This window comes from Streptomyces sp. NPDC085866 (genome assembly GCF_044541035.1).
In the GTDB taxonomy this organism is placed as follows: domain Bacteria; phylum Actinomycetota; class Actinomycetes; order Streptomycetales; family Streptomycetaceae; genus Streptomyces.
The window spans coordinates 296,697-319,348 of the sequence record NZ_JBITSQ010000007.1 but is presented as its reverse complement, the minus strand read 5'-3'; the positions used below and the strand labels follow the sequence as shown (position 1 = coordinate 319,348).

Here is a 22,652-nt window from a genome sequence, read left to right as displayed (position 1 = left end):
TCCAGCGTGTGCCGGCGCCGAGCCGTCGGCCAGGGGCCGCCCGGTCCGGCGGCCCCTGGCCGACGGCTCGGCACGCGAGGGTCGTTCGGGAACCGGGCGGGGCCGGGTGGCCCTTGCACCGGGTGCCCCGCACGACCAGGCTGGAATCCGATTCCGCTCTCCGGGAGGTGGCGGCGATGCGTCTCGTCGTCGGCGTGGACGGTTCCGAATCGAGCCTCAGGGCCGTGGACTGGGCGGCCGACAACGCGGCTCTGCGCCGCACACCGCTGCGGCTGGTCTACGCGTCCCTCTGGGAGCGCTACGAGGGCGCCTCCCTCGCACAGGGCGCCGACCGGCCGTCCGAACAGGTGATGGCCGAGGAGATCGTGCAGACCGCCGAGCGGCGCGCCCACCGCAGACAACCGGACGTGCACGTCACCACCGACGTGCTGCCCGAGGAACCGGAACAGGCGCTGGTGCGGGAGAGCCACTCCGCGCTCGCGGTGGTCCTGGGGCACCGCGGCCGCAGCGGCATGACCGAGGCGATCCTCGGCTCGGTCGGCGTCACGGTGGCCGAGCACGCGCACTGCCCGGTCGTCGTGCTGCGCTGCGACCACGCCGACCGGGCCCGCCCCGGGACCCCCGGCCGGATCGTCCTGGGCGTCGACGAGAAACCCGCGGGTTCGGCGGCCCTGCGGTTCGCCGCGGAGGAGGCCGGTCTGCGCGGGGTACCCCTGGAGGCCGTACACGTGTCGCGCCATGGGGTCACCGGCGCCCTGCCGGGCAGGGGCGGTGGCGAGCGGGAGCCGGACGCCGTCCCTGCGCTGGACGAGGCGCTGCGGGACGTCCCGATCGGCCTGGAGGTGCTGCGGCGCACCGTCTCCGGCCGTCCCCGTGACGGCCTGCTGGCCGCTTCCCGCGATGCCGCCCTGCTGGTCGTGGGCGCCCGGCGCCGACCGGGGCACTTCGGCCCGCAGCTCGGCCGGGTCGCCCACGGGGTGCTGCACCATGCGGCATGCCCCGTGGCCGTGGTACCCGAACTTTCCTGACATTCCCGGCAGACTTGTCGACAACCGACAATGATCTCCGGAGTCCTCATGCCCCAGGCTGCCCACCCGGACGCCCCCGCACTGACCGACGAGGAACTGCACACCCTGGACGCTCACTGGCGTGCCGCCAACTACCTCGCGGCGGGCCAGATCTATCTCATGGCCAACCCGCTGCTGACCGAGCCGCTGAAGCCGGTGCACATCAAGCCCCGGCTGCTGGGCCACTGGGGCACGTCCCCCGGCCTGAACCTCGTGTACACCCACCTCAACCGGGTCATCAGGGCGCGCGGCCTCGACGCGCTGTGCGTGTGGGGTCCCGGGCACGGAGGACCGTCGGTCCTCGCCAACTCCTGGCTGGAGGGCAGCTACAGCGAGACGTACCCGGACGTGTCACGGGACGCGCCGGGCATGGAGCGGCTGTTCCGGCAGTTCTCCTTCCCGGGAGGGGTGCCCAGCCACGTGGCCCCCGAGACCCCCGGCTCGATCCACGAGGGCGGCGAACTCGGCTACTCGCTCGCCCACGCCTACGGCGCGGCCCTCGACAACCCGGACCTGCTGGTGGCCTGCGTGATCGGCGACGGCGAGGCGGAGACCGGACCGCTGGCCGCCTCCTGGCACTCCAACAAGTTCCTCGACCCGGTGCACGACGGGGCCGTACTGCCGATCCTGCACCTCAACGGCTACAAGATCGCCAACCCGACGGTGCTGTCCCGCGTGCCGGAGCCCGAACTCGACGCCCTGCTGCGGGGATACGGCCACGAACCCCTGCACGTGACGGGCGACGATCCGCATCAGGTGCACCGGGCCATGGCCGCGGTGATGGACGACGCGCTGGACCGCATCGCCCGGATCCAGCGCACCGCCCGCGAGTCGGGCGGCGCCGAGCGGGCCCACTGGCCGGTGATCGTGCTGCGCACCCCCAAGGGCTGGACCGGGCCCGCCGAGGTGGACGGCGTACCCGTCGAGGGCACCTGGCGGGCCCATCAGGTCCCGCTGGCGGGAGTCCGGGAAAACCCGGAGCATCTTCGGCAGTTGGAGGAGTGGCTGCGCTCGTACCGGCCCGAGGAACTGTTCGGCCCCGACGGCCGGCCCGTCGCGGACGTCCTCGCCTGTGTCCCCGAGGGGACGAAACGGCTCGGGGCGAGCCCGCACGCCAACGGCGGCCTCCTCGTCCGTGAGTTGCCCGTGCCGGCCCTCGACGACATCGCCGTACCCGTCGACAAGCCGGGCACGACCCTGCACGAACCCACCAGGGTTCTGGGCAACCTGCTTGAACAGATCATGCGGGACACCGGCTCGCGACGGGACTTCCGGCTCGTCGGACCGGACGAGACCGCCTCCAACCGGCTCCAGGCCGTCTTCGAGGCCAGCGGCAAGGCCTGGCAGGCCGGAACACTCCCGGTCGACGAACACCTGGACCGGCACGGCCGGGTGATGGAGATCCTCTCCGAACACACCTGCCAGGGCTGGCTGGAGGGCTATCTGCTCACCGGCCGGCACGGACTGTTCTCCTGTTACGAGGCGTTCGTGCACATCGTCGACTCGATGGTCAACCAGCACATCAAGTGGCTGAAGACCTCGCGCCTGCTGCCCTGGCGGGCCCCCGTCGCCTCCCTCAACTACCTGCTGACCTCGCACGTGTGGCGGCAGGACCACAACGGCTTCTCGCACCAGGACCCCGGCTTCGTCGACCACGTCCTGAACAAGAGCCCCGAGGTGGTGCGCGTCTATCTGCCGCCGGACGCCAACACCCTGCTGTCCGTGACCGATCATGTCCTGCGCAGCCGGGACTACGTCAACGTGGTCGTGGCCGGCAAGCAGCCCTGCTTCGACTGGCTGTCCATGGACCAGGCCCGCCTCCACTGCGCCCGCGGCGCCGGGATCTGGGAGTGGGCCGGCACCGAGAACGGCGGCGAGCCGGACGTCGTGCTGGCCTGCGCCGGTGACGTGCCGACTCAAGAGGTGCTGGCCGCCGCGCAGTTGCTGCGCCGGCACCTGCCCCAGCTGGTGGTGCGGGTGGTCAACGTGGTCGACATGACCCGGCTGATGCCGCACGAGGACCATCCGCACGGGATGAGCGACTTCGAGTACGACGGGCTGTTCACCGCCGGCAAGCCGGTGATCTTCGCCTACCACGGCTACCCGTGGCTGGTCCACCGCCTCGCGTACCGCCGCGCGGGTCACAAGAACCTGCACGTGCGCGGCTACAAGGAGTCCGGGACCACGACCACCCCGTTCGACATGGTCGTGCGCAACGACCTCGACCGCTATCGGCTCGTCATGGACGTCATCGACCGCGTGCCCGGCCTCGCGATGCGTGCCGCCGGTGTCCGCCAGACCATGGCCGACGCCCGCACCCGCCACCACGACTGGATCCGCGAACACGGCACCGACCTGCCGGAGGTCGCCGACTGGAGCTGGCACAGCTGAACCGGCCCCCGTCGTCCCGCGGCTCCGAAAGGTGCCCGCGCAGCCTCGTCACACGGCACCTCCCGGGCTAGCGGGAGGTGCCGCCGGGGTCCGGCACCGAGGCCGACGGGGGCCTCGCAAGCACCTCGAAGACACCCGACAGGCCCGCGGCCCGCAGCAATCCCAGGAAGCCCGGGGTGTCGGAGACCAGCCGCAGCCGGCCCTGCCGGGCCAGCGCCCGGTTCCGGGCCCGGCACAGGAGCCCGAGCCCGGCGCAGTCGATGAACGCGACCGGCCGCAGATCGAGAACCAGGTCCGGGCGCGGGTGCTCGGTCAGCGCGTCGAGCCGCTCGGACAGCGCGGGCAGGGTCAGCAGGTCGATCTCGCCGTGCAACGGTACGACGACCGCCGCGTGGGGCGGGTGGTCCGCGGCCACCTGTGCCGGTCCCGGCCGGTTCTCGGACATGACACCAGCCAATCGGTCTCCCGGGCTGCGGGGAAGGGCCGACCGGCCCCTGCTCGGGACCGTCCGGGACGCCCCGGTGACGCCATGGGCACGGGTGCGGCGAGGACCGGGTCTCCGACATCGCACGGCTCTTTCGGTCTGCGGGCGGCACCGATCCGTTTCGAGGTGCACGATGGTGGAGTGACGCTCGACGGCCGGGTGCACCACACCGCGCCGTGTCGCTCACCGCCCGTCCGGCTCGGGCCGCGGCAGGCGTGGTGGACGTGCGGTGGGCACTGACCGGTCGGCCCCGTCACCCGGACCTCGGCCCGGAACCGGACGCCGAGCGGGAGCGCACGCCCTGCCCGGTGGCCGCCGGCATGCGAGAGGAGGCGGCGACCGATGACGCGGACACCTCCCACGAATGTGACCCGGGTGCGCTGGTGGCGGTGGCGTCGCAACCCGCTGCGACGGCACAGCGACGTCGTCGAGGCCTGGATCGTGCTCGTCACCTGGATCCTCGTGCTCGTCGGCGGCGCCGTCGCGGGCGCGGCGGCCGCCGTGTCGGTGGACTCGGCGTTCTCAGCGCGGCGGGCCCAGGTCCACGCGGTGTCCGCGGTGCTGACCGACGACGCGGCCAGGACCCCGCCGAACGGCAGCGGTTACGACGACGGCCGGGTGTGGGCCAGTGTGCGCTGGACGGCCCCGGACGGCTCGGTGCACACCGACCGGGCCAAGGTCTATCCGGGCGCCCCGGCCGGCAGCCGGCTCACGGTGTGGGCGGACAGCACGAACCGTATGGTGTCGCCGCCCCTCTCCACCGCGGAGGCGGCGCTGCAGTCGACCCTGACCGGCGTGCTCGCCGCCTCCTCGGCCGGCGTGGCCGTCTGGACCGGAGGCTGGCTGGTGCGCACCTGGCGCATGCGCCGCCGCCTGTCCGAGTGGGACGAGGAATGGAAGCGCATCGGCCCGGAGTGGCGGAACTACAGCAGCGGCGGAACCTGAGCCGAGGCCGAGCCTGCCGCGGCGTGTCGGCGACGTCCGTCCTGCCGTAGGTGATGTCAGTACTTCGGGCGCAGGAACACCGTCAGCAGGTCCCCGCGGCCGACCTCGCCTTCCAGGACGCCCTCGGGGAGCCGTCGTCGTGGTGGGCTGGGCGGCCCTGTCCAAGGACATCGTCCGGAGGATGGCGCAGGGGCACGTCGGTGCCTTCCCGTGCCGGAGGGTGACGGCCGGGTGACCGGCGTGCTGTCCGAGGCCGATCTCCCGTCCAAGGAGGAGTTCCGGGAGGACGATCCGGACCGGTGACCCAGCCGCGCCGGCTGTCCGGGCCGGCCAAGGCCGACGGGGTCCGGGCCGAGGAGCCGATGAGCGCCCCGGCCGTGACCGTCGATGCGGGCGGAGTCGCACTCATTCCAGGCCACCGCTGCCGTAGGGGGCGTAGAGGTCGAGCAGCCGGACCCGGGAGGCGTGCAGTCGCTGTGCGACCACGCGCCCGACCCAGACCGCGATCGCCCGGCCGAACTCGGGATCGGCTGCGCACATCTCCAGAACCGGCTCCGCCTCGAACTCCCAGGCCCGCACCGGGGTCAGCGCCTCGCCGCCCAGTTGCCACAGGTGGGGCGGGAAGTGCCAGGACCAGCCGATCAGTTCGCCGTGCCCGAGCGACTCGATGACGGCGGGACGGCGGCCGGGCACGCGCAGGTCGAGGGCGACGGTGCCGGTCCGCACGATCCAGAAGTGGTCGGCGCGCCGACCCTCCTCGAACAGCCGCGTCCCGGCCGCGAAAGAGACCTCACGGGCGAGCTGCATCAGCTGTACACGATGCTCGGCGGGCAGGGCCGCGCTCATGGTGGTGACGGAGGTCATCGCTCCGGCTCCCTTCGCTCGAGACCCGTAGCCCTCGCGACCGTGGGGCTCCTGCTCCCAGCCTGTGCCCGTCCGGCCCCGCCCACAACAGGCCGCTCGGACCCACCGGGGTCCTTCGGGCCACGATAGGTCGCCGAGCGTGCCCGCGCGGCTACCTGAGGTGTCGAGACCGGGACTCCGGGCGGCCGTCGCGTCCTCGTCGGAGACTGATCCGGTGCCCGTCGGCCGGCAGCACCCGCCGCTTCAGCCGCGCAGCGCCTCGAACGCCTGCCGGGCGCCGATCCCGATCGCGAGGTCGATGTCCGGGGCCTGGCCGGCCCGCCGGTCCGCGCGGGTGAGCGCGGCCATGGCGATCCGGTCGCCGGACTCGGCCTGCACCACCCCGATCTCGTGCCGCAGATGCAGGAAGGTGCCGGTCTTGCCGCTCCACCGCAGCGTGTCCGCGCGCAGTTCGCCGGCCAGTCGCTGGGTGAAGACCTGGAAGCCCATCAGCCGGCGCAGCTCGGCCGTCGCCCGGGGCCGGGAGATCTCGTCCGCCCACACGCGCTGCAACAGGTCCACCAGCGCCGAGGCCGAGCCCAGGTTGGCGTGGGCCGGATCCAGGGTCTCGATGGTGTGCCGTCCGGCACGCTCGTCGCGGACGGCCAGTTCCAGCGCGAGCGAGAAGTCGTTGCCGGCGGCTCCGGCCGCGCATTCGTACATGTGGTTCATCCGATGCCGGACCCGGATACCGTCGCACCCCCACGCACGCAGGCGGGCGTCGACGTCCGCCACCGGCACCAGGCCGAACAGCGCGTCGGCGGCGGCGTTGTCGCTCACCGAGAGCATCAGGAGGAGAAGGTCGCCGACGGCCACGGTGGCCGGGTGTCGGAACGCCGCGAGCCCGGTGGGGCCGACGCTGTTGGTGGCCGGGTCGACCGTGACCGGGTGTGCCGGGTCGAGTTCGCCGGCCGCGATCCGGTCCAGCACGACCAGGGCGAGCGGTACCTTCACGACCGATGCGAGGGGCATCATCTCGTCGATGCCGAAGCCGAGTTGCTCGCCGGAGTCCAGGTTGCGGGCGAGGAACGAGCCACGGACTCCGACCGCGGCCCAGTCCGCCGCGATCGCCTCGGCGACGTCGAGCAGGCCGCCGTCCCCGGCCACGTAGGCCGGGCGGTACACCGGTTCCGCGCTCATCCGCGTGCCGCCAGCCGCGCCGAGGCGTCCTCGGCCGCCGACCCGGGTCGTGTCGTCTCCGGTGCTCCGGTCGAGGCACCGGCCGCCGCCGCGAGCAGCGCGGCCAGCCAGTCGGGTACGTCCACCGCCCCGCGCCGGCCCTGGGACGCCTGCACGTCGTACCCGCGGTGCAGTGCGGTGTCGGCCAGCGGCGCCCAACTCGCCCCGTGCTGCCGGGCGAACGGCTCGGCGCACAGCAGCACCGCCCCGCCGGCCAGGGTCTCGGCGAGGGCCGTGGCCGCCGGTCCGGCCGGCCGGAGCAGGCCCTCCGGCAGGCCGGCGCGGGCGGCGGCGCGGATCAATCGGTCCTGTGCGTACGGCACTTCGTCCTCCGTCAGGGTCAGGATCGGCAGCGCGGCGGGCAGTTCACCGGTCGTGGCACCGCTCCGGCGTGGCCGCAGGTCCTCCAGATGGACGGCGCGCCGCCGTCTGCCGCTCACTGCGGTGGACGCCGGCTCCGGCGCGTCGGGCGATGTGGCCGACGCAAGCCCGAGCGGTACCCGGAGCCCGGCGTGCTCCGGGGGAACGCGCATCAGAGCGTACGTGAGCGAGCCGTCGGCGAGCCCGGAGGCCCGTTCCGCCGGCGGCAGTTCGCGCATGGCGAGCGTGATCCCGCGCTCGGTGCCCGCGCGGATGACGCGCGCCAGCGCCACCGGCGCGCAGCCCGTGGGCACCCCCACGACACGCACCTGGGCCTGGCTGGCCGACCGGGCGACCTGCCCGAGCCGCTGGGCCCGGTCCAGCACGTCCTGCGCGTACGGAAGCAGCAGCACACCCAGCTCCGTCGTCGTGACCTGCCGCCGCGAACGGTCGAACAACAGGCCCCCGAAGTGGGCCTCCAGTGTCTTGATGCGGCGGCTGAGGAGCGGCTGGGCGATCCCGAGCCGGTCGGCCGCGCGCGAGAAGCTCGACTCGTCGACCGTCGCCACGTACGCCTCGAGGTGCGCGAGGAGATCCATCCAGCAGTCATATCAATAAGTTATGAGGCGTTCAAAGTTTCCTCTTGGACATGAGCGGACTCCGGCTGTTTCGCTGGTCCTCGTCGAAGATCCACCAAGCCGACGACGGATCACTCGGGAGAACTCCGCACATGACCAGTGCCAGTCCGATGCCGCGCCGCCGCCTGTTCAAGGCCGGTCTCGCCCTCACCACCGCCGCCGTGGCCGCTCCCGCCGCGGGGGCGCCGACCGCCTCAGCCGCCCCGGGCGCCGAAACAGCGGATCCGCACACCGAGTTGAGTGATCTGGAGCAGCGGTACGGCGCGCGGCTCGGCGTGTACGCCCACAACGTGCGCACCGGTCGGATCGTGACGTACCGCGCGGGTGAGCGGTTCGCGATGTGCTCGACGTTCAAGGCGTTCGCGGCGGCGGCCGTCCTGCGTGACCACGGTGGCTGCGCACCGCTGGACAAGGTGATCCACTACCCGCCGAGCGACATCCTGCCGAACTCGCCGAGGACCGAGGAGCACCTTGCCACCGGCATGCGGGTGGCCGACCTGTGCGCGGCCGCGATCCAGTACAGCGACAACGCGGCCGGCAACCTCCTGCTGCGCCAGATCGGCGGGCCGGCCGGCCTCACCCGCTTCTTCCGGTCGCTCGGCGACCGGGTGAGCCGGCTCGACCGCTGGGAGACCGACCTCAACACGGCGATCCCCGGCGACCTGCGCGACACGACGACGCCGGAAGCCGTCGGGCGGAGCTTCGAGCGACTGACCCTGGGCCGGGCCCTGGACGGCGCCGGCCGCGAGCAGCTCGTCACCTGGCTGAAGGGCAACACCACCAGCGCCAAACGGTTCGGCGCCGGGCTCCCCCGGGGCTGGGTCCTCGGCGACAAGACCGGCACCGGGGACTACGCCACCGCGAACGACATCGGCGTCGCCTGGACGACCCGGGGGACACCGATCGTGCTGGCCGTGCTGTCCACGAAGGCCGCCAAGGACGCACCGGTGGACGACGCCTTGGTCGCCGACACGGCTCGTGTCCTGGCGCGTACCCTCGCCCCCGGCGAGTAGGCAAGGCGGTCCCCTTTGGTTCATGTCACTGAATTCTGATCACGCACAAGGCTATTGACGCGCTCATGGCGCCTCCCTACGGTCGGTGAAAGCGCTTTCCGCTGCCGGGTTGCCGCAAGCACCCGGCAGTGGTGTTCACCCACTCGAACCACTGCATCGTCGCACCACGGCACCCCGGCACCGCACCCGCCCAGCCGAACCGACCCCTGGAGACAAGCCGATGCATCTGAGACCAGCCATCGCGTGCGCCAGCCTGATCGCCGGCACGCTCGTCGCGCTGTCCGGCGCCACCGCACACGCCGCGACCACCCGGTACGAAGCCGAGAGTTCCCCCGCGGTCTGCACCGGCACCATCGACTCCGACTGGACCGGTTACTCCGGCAGCGGATTCTGCAACGGCACCAACGCGAGCGGCGCCTACGCCCAGTTCACCGTGAACGCCGCCAGTGCGGGCACGGCGACCCTCCAGGTCCGCTTCGCCAACGGAACCACCATCGCGCGCTCCGCCGACGTCACGGTGAACGGCTCGGCGGCCGGTTCGGCGTCGTTCGAGGCCACCGGAGCCTGGGGGACATGGGTGACCAAGACGCTCACCGTGCCGGTCACCGCGGGCAGCAACACCGTCCGCTTCAACCCGACCACCTCCGCGGGCCTGCCCAACATCGACTACGTGGACGCCGACGTCTCCACGGCGGCGACCGGCACCGTGCTCTACGTGTCGCCGAGCGGCACCGACGGCGCGGCCGGCACGGAGTCGGCCCCGACGACGCTCACCTCGGCCATCAGCCGCATCACGTCCGGCGGCACGGTCTACCTGCGCGGCGGGACGTACAACTACGCGTCGACGGTGACCATCCCGGCCGGTGGCGACGGTACGGCCGCCGCCCGCACCACGCTGTCCGCCTACCCCGGCGAGACCCCGGTGCTGAACTTCGCAGCCCAGAGCGAGAGTGCGTCGAACCGCGGGATCCAGCTGAACGCCTCGTACTGGCACCTCTACGGCCTCACCGTGCAACACGCGGGTGACAACGGGATCTACGTCGGCGGCAGCAACAACGTCGTCGAGCGCACGGTGACGGCGTACAACCGCGACACGGGACTGCAGCTCGGCCGGATCTCCTCCGGCACCCCGAGCGGCCAGTGGCCGTCGAACAACCTGATCGTGAGCTCCGAGTCGCACGACAACGCCGACTCCGACGGCGAGGACGCCGACGGCTTCGCAGCGAAGCTGACCACCGGCACCGGGAACGTCTTCCGGTACGACGTCTCCCACAACAACATCGACGACGGCTGGGACCTCTACACCAAGACCGACACCGGGGCGATCGGCCCGGTGACCATCGAGAACTCCCTCTCCTACGGCAACGGCACCCTCTCCGACGGCACCGTGAACGCCAACGGCGACCGCAACGGCTACAAGCTCGGCGGCGACGACATCGCGGTCGACCACGTCGTTCGGCACAGCATCGCCTACAAGAACGGCCATCACGGGTTCACCTACAACAGCAACCCCGGCACGATGGCGATCTCGAACAACGTCAGCGTCGACAACGCTGAGCGCAACTTCTCCTTCGACGCGGGGACTTCGGTGTTCCGCGCCAACACCTCGTGCCGGTTCTCCGGCAGCGGCTCCAACGACAAGACCGTCGGTGACGCCGACAGCTCCAACCAGTTCTGGTCCGGCACGAACGGCTCCCGGTGTGCCTCGTACTCCGGTGCCCTGGGCTGGTCCTTCGCCTCGGACGGCCACCTCGTGGTGACCTTCGGCGGCACGGTCGTCACGCCTTAGCCGACCCGCGAGCCGGCCCCGCGCACGCGCGCGAGGCCGGCTCCCGTGTGCTCAGCCGACCGGGTCGCCCGCGGCCACGGGGTGGGCCTCCAGCTCCGGGTCGGACAGCAACTCCGCGATGAGCCGGGGGGATCCGCCGACGTATGTGCTCGTCAGGTCCACGTCACTGCCTACGCACCAGGCGCGGTCCTCGGGCCACCACAGGTCGGGCAGCTCGGCGAACTCGTCCAGGGCCGGCGGAGAGACGGCGTCGGTCAGGGTCCCCGCGAGCAGCACCTCGTCGCGGCCGGGCGTCGCGAACGTGGGGATTCCGTCGAACTCCCACCGCCCGTACCCGCACCAGAGACCGAACCAGCAGCGCTCCGGGGTCCGGGTGTGCCGGCCCAGCGCAGGGATCAGTGCCCGGGCGACATCGGGCGGGGTCGGCCCCTCGCCCGGATCCTCGTCCCAGACGCCGGGCAGGCCGTGGTCGGAGCGGTTCAGGCAGTCCTGGTCCAACCCGATGACCTCGTGCCAGCGCGTGGTCGGGGTCACCCGGGTGCCGTGCGCGGCGGCCACCGTCGACCAGCGCACCGGCTGCTCGCCCAGGGAAGCCGGATGCAGGATCCTCGCGTAGGCCGCGAAACCGGGCGCGGCGACTCCCGCGACCGTCCCCATGGCGGCGTGCCCCAGGGTGCGTTCGGTGAGCCACGAGGCCGGGGAGAGGTCGGCGGTACGGACGTGGAGGCGCCCGTACCACTCCGGAGCGGGGTCCCGCTGGACCGGGCAAAAGTCGTTCACCCGCACATTCTGGCGGAGAGGGCAGGATTCGAACCTGCGTGGGCCCCGTGGGGCCCGACCTCGAGGCGAGCTCGTAGGTCCCCGATCAGCCACTCCGGGCACCTCTCCCTGTTCCCGGCCTCCGGTTTCCCGTGCCGTTCACATGAAGGAGAGTGGCAGGGGTCGCTGACGGGGGACTGATGTGCCGCTGACGTGGTGCTCCGTCACCCGCCCCGGTGCACCACGTGGCCGCCCGTCACCGTCAACGCGACCGGTGCGTCGGCCAGTTCGTCACCGGGAGCCAGCACGGGGTCCACGGACAGGGCGGTCAGGTCGGCACGGTGGCCGGGTGCGATGCGGCCGGCCACGTCGGACTCGCCGGCTGCGGCGGCCGCGTGGCCGGTGCAGCCCTCCAGTGCCTGCAGCGGCGTGAGGCCCGACCGCTGTGCGGCGGCGCCCTTGGGTCTGCGGGCGGTCGCCAGGACGGCCCGCACGTCGTAGTGCGCGATGGGCCAGTCCGAGCCGAGTGCCACCGTGGCCCCGGCCTCGCGCAGGTCCCGCAGCCGCCAGGCGCGGGCCGCCCGGTCGGCGCCCAGGCGGCGGGACCACTCGTCCGTGCCGTCGTCCCGCGTGTAGCCGGTGTGCGGCGGCTGCAGCGACGCAGCGACGCCCAACTCCGCGAAACGGGGAAGGAGTTCGTCGGGGGCCGTCTCGATGTGCTCGATCCGGTGCGCCCCGCGGCCGCTGGGTCCGAGCGAGGCGACGGTGTCCAGGACGTGGCGCACGGCCGCGTCCCCGATGGCGTGCGTGGCCGTCCGCACGCCCGCCGTGTGCAGGGTGCGAACGGCGGCGGCGTACGCCTGCGGGTCCGGCCAGAACGCGTCCGTGCCCTGGCCGTGGCAGTCGGCATGCTCCAGCCAGGCCGTACCGCCCTCGACGGTGCCGTCCATGAAGAACTTGACCCCGCCGACCAGCCAGTGCCGGCTGCCCCTGCCCTGCAGCTCGATCAGCTCCCGCAGGGCGTCTTCGTCCGCGCCGGGCATGCACCAGGGCGCGAACCGCAGCCGCACGGGCAGGACGGTCTCCTGGGCCACCGCCGCCAGGAGGTCCAGGTCGCCGCCGTCCATCACATGGGCGCCGGTCAGTCCGGTGGCGGCCATGGCGGACAGCAGCTCCAGCAGCCGGGTGCGCCGCTCGTCGTACGACGGCCGCGGCACGATGTCCGCCACGAGGTCCATCGCGGCATGCTCGACGAGGTGACCGGTGGGCCGGCCCTCGGCGTCGCACACCACCTCCGCGCGCTGGGCGAAGGAGCGCGGCCCGGTCACCCCGGCGGCCGCCAGGGCCACGCCGTTGACGAGAGCGGAGTGGCCGTCGTACAGGCGCAGGAAGGCGGGCGTGTCACCGAGGACGTCCGCGACGAGGTCGTGGTGGACGGGCCGGCCCTCGAAGGCGTTGTGGTCCAGGCCGAAGCCGACGACCCAGCCCTGTACCCGCTCGGCCCCGGCGAGTGCCGCCCGCAGCCCGGCCAGGTCCGTCACGGCGGACAGGTCCGTGCCCGTCGCCATGTCCAGCCCCCACACCGGATGGCTGTGCGCGTCGACCAGGCCGGGCACGAGGTGCGCGCCGCCCAGATCGACGACCTCGGTGCCGGGGCCGCGCCAGTCGCGTACGTCCTCGGCCTCCCCGACGGCGGTGACCGTCCCGTCGTGCACGGCGACGGCCGAGGCGGTGGGGCGGGCGGGATCGAGGGTGCGGACCTGGGCGCCGGCGAGGATGAGGTCGGCAGCGGGCATGGCGGCAACTCCTGTGCGGGAAGGGGTCATTCGGCGGGTTCGGTGGCGAAGGCGGCGTACACCTCGGGGCGTCTGCGGCGCAGCCACCACGCCAGCGGCAGTCCGAGGGCGAAGACGACGGGTGAGACGACGACGAGCAGGGTGTTCACGGCCGGGGACGCGCCGGTGAACAGGTCGATGTGGCCCACCACCAGCACGATCGCGGTCGCCAGCAGCACGGCGGCGACGACGGGGGCCACCAGCGTGCGCAGGCTGCCCTCCCGGTGGCCGATGCGCCGGAAGTAGCAGGGCACGGCGATCGCGGCGAGCAGTTGCAGCAGCAACAGGCCGATCATTCCCGGGGTGTTCACCCACAGCAGCAGCTGCTGGTACGGGTCGGCGTCGGCGGCCCAGAAGGCGAGGACCACGACCGTGCCGAGGGCCGTCTGGGCGATGCCGGCGACGTAGGGCGAGCGGTGGCGCGGGTGGATGCGGCCGAGCCGGCGGGGCAGTACGCCCTCCTCCGCCAGGGCGAGGGCGTAGCGGTTGATGGCGTTGTGGAAGGCGAGGAGGGAGGCGATGACGCTGGTGATGATGAAGACGTGCATGAGGTCGGCCGCCCAGCCGCCGACGTACGTGGTGATCGCGGTGAAGAACAGCCCGGCCGGGTCCTTGCCGGCCGCGGCGACGACCTGGTCGTCGCCGAAGGCCTGGACGGCCACCCAGACGATGAACGCGTAGAACAGACCGAGGAAGGCGACGGCCAGGTAGGTGGCGCGCGGGACCGTGCGCTCGGGGTCGCGGGCCTCACGGCGGTAGATGACGGTCGACTCGAAGCCGGTGAACGCGGCGAAGGCGAAGGCGAGGACCGCGGCGGTGCCGGGCACGAACACGTGCGCCGGGGCCAGGGAGGCGAGGGACAGGCCGTGGGCGCCGCCCTTGAGCAGCACCCCGCCCGCGAGCAGGACGAGTATGCCGGTCTCGGCGACGAGCAGGACGCCGAGCACCTTGGCGCCGAAGTCGATCGAGCGGAAGCCGCCGTAGCCGATCAGCAGCAGCCCGGCCAGGGCGATCGGCAGCTAGGGGACGTCGGTGCCGAAGAGGGAGTGCACGGTGTCCCGGGTGGCCGAGGCGAGGAGGCCGTAGACGCCGATCTCCATGCCGTTGTAGCCGATCAGGGCCAACAGGGCGGCGCCGATGCCGACCGGGCGGCCGAGACCGCGGGTGATGAAGGCGTAGAAGGCGCCGCCGCTTGTGATGTGGCGGCTCATGGTGGTGAAGCCGACGGCGAAGACCGCTAGCGTCACGCCGGCCAGGAGATAGCCGACGGGCGCGCCGATGCCGCCCAACAGGATCGCGAGGGGAGCGACGCCGGCCATGACGGTCAGCGGTGCGGCGGCGGACACCACGAAGAAGACGATGTCGGCGGTGCCGAGGGAACCGGAGCGGAGCGTGGCCGTGTCGGTCGACGCTCTCTCCTCCGGCAGTTCGGAGGTGGTCACGGACATACGGGGAGCCCTTCTGGTGGCGGACGGGAGGGGGTCCCGGTGGTGGGGCAGCCGGGTTCGCGGGCATCGGCGGCCGGGGCTGGGGTGGGCGGGTCCATGCCGACGTCTCCGGGCGCACGGGGGGATGACGGTGCCCGGAGCCGTAAACCTAAAGGCTATCGGTTTTCGCAATGTAACCTGCCGTTGGGCATCCGGGAAGACCTCAGGGAGAACGCTGACCATGGGACGGCCGCGCACACCGCTCCTCGACCGCGAGCGCATCACCGCCACCGCGCTGCAATTGATCGACGAGAGCGGCGACTTCAGCGTCCCGCAGATCGCCCGGCGGCTCGGCGCCCAGACCGGGTCGGTGTACCACCACGTGGACGGCCGGGACGGCATCGTGGAACTGCTGCGTGAGCACGTCGCCTCCGCGATCGACCCCGGCACCCTTGATCTGGCGCCCTGGGACGCGGCCGTCGAGGCCTGGGCCCGCTCCTACCGCGCCGCGTTCGCCGCCCACCCCCGGGTGATCCCGCTGCTGATGACGTCACCCGTACGGGCGCCCCGGGTGCTGGAGCAGTACGAACGAGCCGTGAGCCTGCTGCTCACGGCCGGGTTCGACCGCGCCGAGGTCATGCCCCTGATCATCGCCCTGGAGAACCTGGTGCTGGGTTCGGCCCTCGACCTCGCCGCACCGGAGGCGATGTGGGAGCTGACGGACCGGGCTCCGACACCCCGCCTCGCGGAGGCGCTCGCGGCGGTGGGCGAGGGCCCGGCCGACCGCGCCTTCGAAGTGGGCCTGACCGCCTTCATGAACCACGCCCGAGCCCTGCGGGAGCGGCGGGCCGACGTCGGCTGAGCCGGCTCGCCTTCTGAGTACGAGAACTCATGACGCCGACCCCGGCATCGGTCAGGATCGGCGCATGACGAAGATCAGGACGACGGGGGCCCGGGCCGGTATGGTCCCGCTGGCGTTACTGGCCGTACTGGCGGCCGGATGCGGCACACAGCGGGCCGGGGACGAGGCCGGCGCGGGCGGGCCCTCGCGCAGCGCGGTGGCGACGCCGAGTACCCCCAAGGACTTTCCGTGCCCCGGCGAGAGCCCCACCGCCTCGCCGCAGCCGTCCACGGCCACCCCGAGCCCCACCGCACCACCGACCGACCACTATGCCGAGAACCACGGCTTCATGATCCCGTTCGAGCTGCACGGCAAGCGCCGCTGTCAGGGCCTCGCGGCCGTCGCGCGCGTCCGGGAGGCGCTCGAACCGCAGCGCAGGCGCGGGCAGTTCAGTGCCGAGAGCGTCCGCAAGGCCCTCGTCGGCCTCGGGTACTCCGACGGGCAGGTGCAGGCGTACCCGGGTGAGGGCGGCGTCGGCTTCCTCATCCAGGTCGACGACTACCCGGTGTGCGTGGAAGGGAGCCTGGCCGGGACCCTGGACGGAGCCACGACCAAGGCGGACGCCTTCGGCGGCTACCCCGACCACGATGGGTGCGACCAACCCTCGGGTGGCCACTGACCGCACGGTCCCGGCCAGGTCAGGCGTAGTTACCGGCCAGTTTCCCAGTACCGCGAGTAATATGATGACCTTTGCTCTGGGTGTACCAGTCAGTCAACTCGGCGCGGTCCCAGGACGCGCCCTGCCCGGAGATCTCCATGTCCTCTCTCAACGACGCGCACAACGATCCGTTGGAAAGCGCTCGCTTCACCTACGAGCAGCACGTGCAGACGTGCCGCCAGTGTTATGCCGACGCCGCGCCCTGTGCCGTGGCCAAGCACCTGCTGCGGCTCTACAACCTCGCCCGCAGGGACCGGCTCCGCGCCACGGGGCACCAGGCGCAGTGATGCCGGGGCCCGGTGGCCGCCGTCAGACCGTTCCGCCGTACAGCTCGTCCACGTTCGGACGCGGTGGCGGGCCGGTGCGGGTCGCCGGGCCCTGCGCGAAGGTGCGCAGCAGGTTCTCCGTGGTACGCGTGACGAATCCGCGCGTGCGGTCGTCCATGCCGTGGTCGCGGCCGAGTTCGCCGGTGCCGGCGAGCAGGCCCTCCACCCAGCGCATGGTGCCGGTCGCGAACACCCCGGCACCGCTCGGGGCCGTGTAGTAGGCCGAGTCGCTGTGACTGGGGCGGCCGGCGCAGACGACGGGGGAGTGCGCGGTGATCTCCAGGGGGACGGGGGCGAGGGAGACGGGCGTGACGCGGTCGTACTCGACGCCCACCAGATGGGCGAAGGCGTCGCCGGGGCGCACGCCGGTGCCGTCGTACAGCCAGTGATCTGCGGCGTGCACGACATAGGGGGCGTCGACCGGATAGCCCTCGTACAGGACGCCGGTGAGCGAGGACTCCGGGTCGGCGGCGGGCGGGCTGCGATAGTCGGTGGTCACCAGCGCAGGGTCGGACGCATAGCAGGGGTCGGCGCGGTAGGACGTCTTGTAGCAGACCACCGTACGGTCGCCCGCCCGCTCCCCGTCCTCCAGGCGGACCCGGCGGAAGCAGGTGTTCGCGCCGAGGAAGGCCGCGTTCGTCCCGGCGTCCCGGGCGCGGGTGACGGACGCCCGCTGTTCGGGCGTCCAGTACTCGTCGTGCCCCAGACAGACGACGGAGTGTGCTCCGTGGAGCACCGACGGGTCCCGGTGGACGTCGAGGCCGGTGGTGTAGGCGAGCGGTATACGCAGACGTTCGGCCAGCACCACCAGCGCCCACTCGTAGACCAGGAACTTCTCGGCGCCGTTGCCCTCGTAGGGACGGTCGAAGCTGACCGCGAGGGACCGGGTGGCGTACGCGCCCGAGGAGCCCGCGTAGAGGCTGTAACCGCCCCAGCGGTTGTAGGCCTGCCAGGTGGCCGGCGCGTGCAGCAGGACCGTGCGGCCCGCGCCCTCGGCGGAGCGGACGATCAGCGGGATGTGACGCTGGTGACCGGTGTCGGCCTCCAGCCGCAGCAGATAGGCGCCTTCCGGCCACCCGGTGGTGTCCATGCTCAGCGCCGTGGGCCAGTCGGCGCGCACGGTACGGGTGGCGGGCAGCAGGCGCGGGGGCGGCTGGGCGCGGCCGGGTATCCGCGGTGAGGCCCATATGAGGCGGGCATGCCTGCCGCCGTACCAGCCGACGCGGAACGCCGAGACCCGGAACGAGGCGGCCGTGGTCGACACGTGCAGGCCGCATTCCTGGCCGGGGGCGACGCTCACCTGGTCCGTGTAGCCGGTCACCGCGTCCGGCGGGCCCGCCGAGCGGATCCGCCAGTCGGCGGTGCCCGGCGCGTCCTGTTCGGCCTCCGGCAGCGTCCGCAGGAGCGGGCGGGAGTTGGCGCGCGGGGGAGCGGGCGTGCAGGCCGCCGCCGTGCCCAGGCCCGCGCCCGCGCACAGGGCCAGGAAGCGTCGGCGGTCCAGGGATGGAATGCCGCGTGCTGGGATCACCACGCCTCCCGGATCCGCCCGGTTCGTCCCTCGTCCAGACTCTCGATCCGGGTTGCCGTCCCGCAACCGCACGACGACTCCAGGCCGGCGGCACCGGCAGCGGACGGTCCCGGCGGGACACCGGGACGACGGCACCGGGGCGGGGATCCGGGCGTTGTGCCGTACGAGTGGTGTCCGGCCGTCTACAGCGGGGGATCCTCGGTGAGCTCCAGCAGTGTGCGGGCGCTCTGCGCGGCCAAAGGCGCGGTTCCGGGCGCGGTCGGAAACAGGCGGCCCCAGGCGCGGGCACGCCCCAGGGCACTCAGCCGCCATGCCGACCTCACCGCGCCCCGGAGTTCCGCCGCCGTGCGACCGGCTCCCGTCCACGGCTCCAGGTAGGCGTCGCGCAGGCGTGGCAGCACGTCGGACCCGTACCGGCCGCAGGCCCGCCGGGCGGTGACCTGCAGGCTGCAGAACGGGTGGGAGACGGCGGCGTCGCCCCAGTCGAAGAAGGTGTACCGGCCCGGTTCCGGGTTGAACAGCTGGCCGTCGTGCAGATCCGCATGGTCGAGCGAGTCGGCGATGCCCGAGGCCGCGAGTTCGGCGCACCAGTCCACGAGGCGGGGCCGCAGCGCGTCGAGCCGTGCGCGTTCGTCCGACCGCAGTGCCGTGTTCTCGGCGAGCAACCTGTCGAAGATCTCGGGCAGTTCCGCGGTCCGGGCGCTCGGGACACCCAGCCGTTCGATCGCGCGCGCGTGCGGGACCAGGGCGCGCTGCATGCGCGCGTACTGGCGGAGAAGGTCCTCCCAGGCGCGGGGCTCCACAGGCTCCCGTTCGAGCACGTCCCGGAAGAGGTCACCCCCGTCCGGCAGCAGGGACCAGCCACGGTCGGCGTCGACCGCGAGCGGCTCAAGGACGTGCTCCGGCACCCAACGGGCCAGCGCGGCGGTCAGCGCGCCCTCGAAGCGGCTGGCCGGCGGATTGGCCTTGAACCACAGGGCCGCACGCCCGGCCACGGGCACCCGCATCAGGACGGACCACGGCCGCAGCCGCACCTGCAGGCGGCCGGTCACCCGCAGCCCGTGTGCCGCAAGCCCGGCCGCCACCCAGTCGAGGGCCGCGCTCCGCCAGGACTCCTGCTCCCAGGGAGTCACCGCGTCCGTGTACCGGCCCCGGTCCACGGTCGGCGACGCAAGATCGTACATCGGGCCATCTCAGCATCCGGACCTGCGATTCACCAGCGCTTTTTACGAGGCCGACGTGACGCCGGGGCCTCGACTTCGCATAGCCCGATCGCACAACACGCCTGCTTCATGGGCCACTTGTATGCTCACGAACACATGTCTGGGGAGACATGACAGAGAAGCTCTGACGCCAGAGCCGCATACAGGGGGGAACCGTGCCTGCACGGCATCACCGGCTGACGCGCGCGGGGAGCGCCGTCGTCACCGTCGCCACCGCGCTCGTCACGACCGCGGGACTGGCCTCGCCGCTGGTCGCGCCCGCATACGCCGTCACCACCGGAGTCACGATCGCCGCGCCCGACGCCGACGTCGACCGCCGGATCACGGTGGTGGCCAGTGGCCGGCTCGGCGTGCTGTACCAGCAGGAGGGCACCGACGGATACGTCTGGAGCAGCAGCAGAAAGGCCGTACCGGCGCTCAACGGCGTACCGGCGCAGTCCATCCTCGACACGTACGACTACGACAACCGGGTCTTCTACTCCACCACCGCGGACGACGGCAGCATCACCGTCACCGCGTACAACCTGGAGACCGGCTACACGTACTCCTTCAAGCTGCCGAGCGGCTACCAGAACCCGCAGATGAGCGGCGGCTTCGCGCTCGTCTCGCACCAACTCGCCGACGGCACCCACGAGTACCGCGTTCTCAGGCCCAACGGCTCGGGCGGCTCGTACGACGTCCAGGTGCAGCTGCCCGACGGCGCGACGGCGGAGGCCGAGCCGCGGATCCTCGCGACCGCCGACGGAGGCACGGAGTTCGTCGTCCGCTACCAGAAGGACGGCCGCGCCGGCTACGGCATCGTCAACGGCCTCTCCGGCACCGTCACCGCTCTCCAGGTGACCGGGCCGGCGAGCAGCTTCCGGCTCACCCGCTCCTGGGTGTCGTGGTACACCCGCGAGGACGGGGCCGGCATCCGGATCCGGGCGCGCGCCGGCGCGGGGGAGACGCCCGGTGTCCGGACCGTGCCGACCTCGTCGCCGGACAGCGACGTCACCTCCTTCGTCGTCGGCAACAACCTGCTGTGGTACGAGGGTTCAGGCGGTGCGCTGCACAACCTGTCGCTCGCCGCGGACGCGGCCCCGGTCCTCACCGACGTCGAACAGGCCTGGCAGACCGGCGAGTCGGTGGCCGTCATCGGACGGGCCACCGCCGACAGCCCGCGCACCCTGTACTTCCTCGCCGGCGACGGCAGCGGCGGTGTCTCCGTCACGCCCTGGCAGACGATCGCTCCCGTCCACCACGACGGCTCGGTCGGCGCGCTCGGCCTCGACCGGGGCACCGTACGGTTCCTCAACTACCTGCGGGGCACCGGCACGCTGCACAGCCAGGACATCGGGACCGCCCTGACACCGGCCGACGGGGCCCCGCTGACCCCGGCCGCCACCTCCGGCAGCACCGGTGCGGGCCGCTTCGCCGACGGCGGCGACGAAGGCCTCGCCCAGCTCACCACCGACCCGGCCACCGGCAGGGACATCCTCACCACGGCCGACGACCCCGAGGGCGACATCGCGCTGCCCGCCACCGACGGCCGCATCCTCGACGTGTCCCCGCAGTACGTGCTGTACGCGGGCGGCGGCAAGCAGTACGTCGTGGACATCACCGCCGGCAAGGTCGTGCGCGAACTGACCGCGCAGGCGGCCGTCCTCGACTACGGCACGCTGTGGACACCGTCCACCACCGCGGGCCAGGTGGTCGCGACCAACCTGCGCACGGGTAAGGCGGTGCGGACCGTCGAGACAGGCGGCAGCTGCACACCGAACGACCTGCGGGCCAACGGCACACTCCTGTACTGGAGTTGCGCCGCCCAGAACAAGGCCGGGATCAAGAACCTCTCCTACATGGACAGGACGTACCCCGCCCCCGTCGGGGACGTGCTCCTCGGCGACGGCTTCTACGGCTCCTACGACCCCGCCAAGAAGTCGATCCGGCTGACCGAGGTCCTCAACGACGCCACCGACTCCCTCGGCGAGATCACCGGCGTCGCGGCCACTTCGGCCGCCGACACCCGCGGGGTCACCTGGACCGTCGACCGCCGCTCCAACAAGGTCGCTTACGTGGACGCGGACAGTGCCGTCCATGTCGTCGGGGCCTACGACTACACCTGGCTGGCGTCCAGGCTCACCGCGCCCGACTCCACCGCTCCCGCCTCGTTCGCGGCGGCCGGCGGTGCGGCGCGGTGGGACGGCCGCTGGTGGCTGTCCAAGCCGGCCGCCTCCTGGCAGGTGACCCTCAAGAGCAACACCACCGGAGCCGTCCTGCGCACCTGGAAGGGCGGCCCCACCCGCAGCGCCGTACGGGTGAGCTGGGACGGCAAGGCGCAGAGCGGAGCACTGGTGCCCAACGGCGCCTACACCTGGACGCTCACCGCCACCCCGGCCGACGGCAACGGATCCGCACTCTCCGCCTCCGGCACCGTCAAGGTGACCGGCGCCGCGGCGGTGCCGCGCGACTACGCGGGCTCCGACGGCATCGGCGACCTGCTGACCCTCACCTCCTCCGGCGCCCTGAGCATCCAGAAGGGCGACGGCAGGGGAGGCTTCTCCGGCAAGGTGACCGGCTCGGGCTGGGCGGCCTCCGTCAGACCCGTCCCGTTCGGCGACCTCGACGGCGACCGCTGCAACGACGTCCTGGTGCGGTTCGCCGACGGCACCCTGCGCGCCTACCGGCCCGGCTGCGGCAGGGCCGTGACGCCGTCCACCGCGAACACCGTGCTGGGCACGGGTTTCGACCAGTACGACGTCCTCACCTCGCCGGGTGACGTGACCGGTGACGGGCGCGCGGACCTTCTCGCACGCAACGCCAGGACCGGTGCGGTCTACCTGTACAAGGCGACCAGCTCGGGGAAGCTCGCGGCGAGGGTGAGGCTGTACGCGGACTGGTCCGGCTACAAGAAGGTCGTCGGCGCCGGCGACCTCGACGGCGACGGCCGCGGGGACCTCCTCGTCCAGGACAAGTCGAACAAGCTGTGGCGCTACAGCGGCACCGCCTCGGGCACGTTCAAGGCCCGGGTGAAGCTCTTCGACAACTGGGGTTCCTCCTACAACGCCGTCATCGGTGTCGGCGACATCACCGCCGACGGCAAGGCGGACCTCGTCGCCCGCGACACCTCCGGCGCCCTGTGGCGTACCGACGGCACCGGCAAGGGCTCCTTCGGCGCCCGCACGAAGATCGGCACGGGCTGGGGCACGTACAAGGGCCTCTCCTAGCGCACGGGTCTGTTCCGGCA

17 protein-coding genes and 2 pseudogenes are annotated in these 22,652 nt (G+C 72.5%); 9 read left to right on the top strand and 10 right to left on the bottom strand.

The features are described 5' to 3' along the window. Positions 1-176: 176 nt before the first annotated feature. Positions 177-1,028 carry a universal stress protein gene (locus ACIF83_RS19955; RefSeq protein ID WP_393478940.1) on the top strand — a complete coding sequence of 284 codons (852 nt, stop codon included), beginning with the start codon at positions 177-179 and terminating at the stop codon, positions 1,026-1,028. Between the two features lie 48 nt (positions 1,029-1,076). Beyond that, complete coding sequence (locus ACIF83_RS19950) at positions 1,077-3,458, top strand: phosphoketolase (RefSeq protein ID WP_399728506.1); 2,382 nt, start codon at positions 1,077-1,079, stop codon at positions 3,456-3,458. A gap of 67 nt (positions 3,459-3,525) precedes the next feature. Here the strand turns inward: ACIF83_RS19950 and ACIF83_RS19945 are convergent, their stop codons facing one another. Further along, a complete protein-coding gene (locus ACIF83_RS19945; RefSeq protein ID WP_393478944.1) occupies positions 3,526-3,903 on the bottom strand; it encodes an STAS domain-containing protein in 378 nt (125 codons plus the stop codon). Between the two features lie 381 nt (positions 3,904-4,284). Between ACIF83_RS19945 and ACIF83_RS19940 the strand changes: the two genes are divergently transcribed. Next, positions 4,285-4,887 carry a hypothetical protein gene (locus tag ACIF83_RS19940; RefSeq protein WP_393478945.1) on the top strand — a complete coding sequence of 201 codons (603 nt, stop codon included), beginning with the start codon at positions 4,285-4,287 and terminating at the stop codon, positions 4,885-4,887. A gap of 405 nt (positions 4,888-5,292) precedes the next feature. Here the strand turns inward: ACIF83_RS19940 and ACIF83_RS19935 are convergent, their stop codons facing one another. The 3 genes from ACIF83_RS19935 to ACIF83_RS19925 form a co-directional block, all read right to left on the bottom strand. After that, positions 5,293-5,751 carry a Crp/Fnr family transcriptional regulator gene (locus tag ACIF83_RS19935; RefSeq protein WP_393478948.1) on the bottom strand — a complete coding sequence of 153 codons (459 nt, stop codon included), beginning with the start codon at positions 5,749-5,751 and terminating at the stop codon, positions 5,293-5,295. A gap of 243 nt (positions 5,752-5,994) precedes the next feature. After that, positions 5,995-6,930 (bottom strand): serine hydrolase, encoded by a 936-nt coding sequence (locus ACIF83_RS19930; RefSeq protein ID WP_393478949.1) that lies wholly within the window; start codon positions 6,928-6,930, stop codon positions 5,995-5,997. Continuing rightward, complete coding sequence (locus ACIF83_RS19925) at positions 6,927-7,928, bottom strand: LysR family transcriptional regulator (RefSeq protein WP_399728501.1); 1,002 nt, start codon at positions 7,926-7,928, stop codon at positions 6,927-6,929. The genes ACIF83_RS19930 and ACIF83_RS19925 overlap by 4 nt, the downstream gene beginning before the upstream one ends. 131 nt (positions 7,929-8,059) lie before the next feature. Between ACIF83_RS19925 and bla the strand changes: the two genes are divergently transcribed. Together bla and ACIF83_RS19915 are read left to right on the top strand one after the other, a co-directional pair. Further along, the gene (gene bla, locus ACIF83_RS19920; RefSeq protein ID WP_393478954.1) at positions 8,060-8,980 is read left to right on the top strand and encodes a class A beta-lactamase; all 921 of its coding nucleotides are present in this window, start codon (positions 8,060-8,062) and stop codon (positions 8,978-8,980) included. A gap of 220 nt (positions 8,981-9,200) precedes the next feature. Further along, positions 9,201-10,769, top strand: coding sequence for a carbohydrate-binding protein (locus ACIF83_RS19915; protein WP_399728498.1), 1,569 nt, complete (start codon positions 9,201-9,203; stop codon positions 10,767-10,769). A gap of 51 nt (positions 10,770-10,820) precedes the next feature. On the opposite strand, the gene ACIF83_RS19910 is transcribed toward ACIF83_RS19915, so the two are convergent. From ACIF83_RS19910 to ACIF83_RS19895, 4 genes and pseudogenes are all read right to left on the bottom strand, one after another. Beyond that, entirely contained in the window at positions 10,821-11,549 is a 729-nt protein-coding gene (locus ACIF83_RS19910; RefSeq protein ID WP_398139940.1) for a hypothetical protein, read from the bottom strand. Between the two features lie 10 nt (positions 11,550-11,559). Then, a pseudogene (locus ACIF83_RS19905) lies at positions 11,560-11,657 on the bottom strand. 95 nt (positions 11,658-11,752) lie between these two features. After that, a complete protein-coding gene (locus ACIF83_RS19900; protein ID WP_399728494.1) occupies positions 11,753-13,324 on the bottom strand; it encodes an amidohydrolase in 1,572 nt (523 codons plus the stop codon). A 26-nt stretch (positions 13,325-13,350) separates the two neighbouring features. Continuing rightward, positions 13,351-14,811 (bottom strand): annotated as a pseudogene (locus ACIF83_RS19895) (APC family permease). Between the two features lie 220 nt (positions 14,812-15,031). Here ACIF83_RS19895 and ACIF83_RS19890 point away from each other — a divergent pair. The 3 genes from ACIF83_RS19890 (at position 15,032) to ACIF83_RS19880 (ending at position 16,636) form a co-directional block, all read left to right on the top strand. After that, positions 15,032-15,652 (top strand): TetR/AcrR family transcriptional regulator, encoded by a 621-nt coding sequence (locus tag ACIF83_RS19890; RefSeq protein WP_399728491.1) that lies wholly within the window; start codon positions 15,032-15,034, stop codon positions 15,650-15,652. Positions 15,653-15,716: 64 nt separating this feature from the next. After that, on the top strand, positions 15,717-16,310 hold the full coding sequence (locus ACIF83_RS19885; protein WP_398139944.1) for a hypothetical protein: 594 nt from the start codon (positions 15,717-15,719) through the stop codon (positions 16,308-16,310). Positions 16,311-16,447: 137 nt separating this feature from the next. After that, the gene (locus tag ACIF83_RS19880) at positions 16,448-16,636 is read left to right on the top strand and encodes a hypothetical protein (protein WP_393478969.1); all 189 of its coding nucleotides are present in this window, start codon (positions 16,448-16,450) and stop codon (positions 16,634-16,636) included. Between the two features lie 22 nt (positions 16,637-16,658). Here the strand turns inward: ACIF83_RS19880 and ACIF83_RS19875 are convergent, their stop codons facing one another. Continuing rightward, the gene (locus ACIF83_RS19875; protein WP_399728487.1) at positions 16,659-18,203 is read right to left on the bottom strand and encodes a N,N-dimethylformamidase beta subunit family domain-containing protein; all 1,545 of its coding nucleotides are present in this window, start codon (positions 18,201-18,203) and stop codon (positions 16,659-16,661) included. Positions 18,204-18,385: 182 nt separating this feature from the next. Further along, on the bottom strand, positions 18,386-19,387 hold the full coding sequence (locus tag ACIF83_RS19870; protein WP_393478974.1) for a phosphotransferase: 1,002 nt from the start codon (positions 19,385-19,387) through the stop codon (positions 18,386-18,388). A gap of 194 nt (positions 19,388-19,581) precedes the next feature. On the opposite strand from ACIF83_RS19870, the gene ACIF83_RS19865 reads away from it, so the two are divergent. Continuing rightward, complete coding sequence (locus ACIF83_RS19865; protein ID WP_399728483.1) at positions 19,582-22,632, top strand: FG-GAP-like repeat-containing protein; 3,051 nt, start codon at positions 19,582-19,584, stop codon at positions 22,630-22,632. The last annotated feature ends 20 nt before the right edge of the window (positions 22,633-22,652 follow it).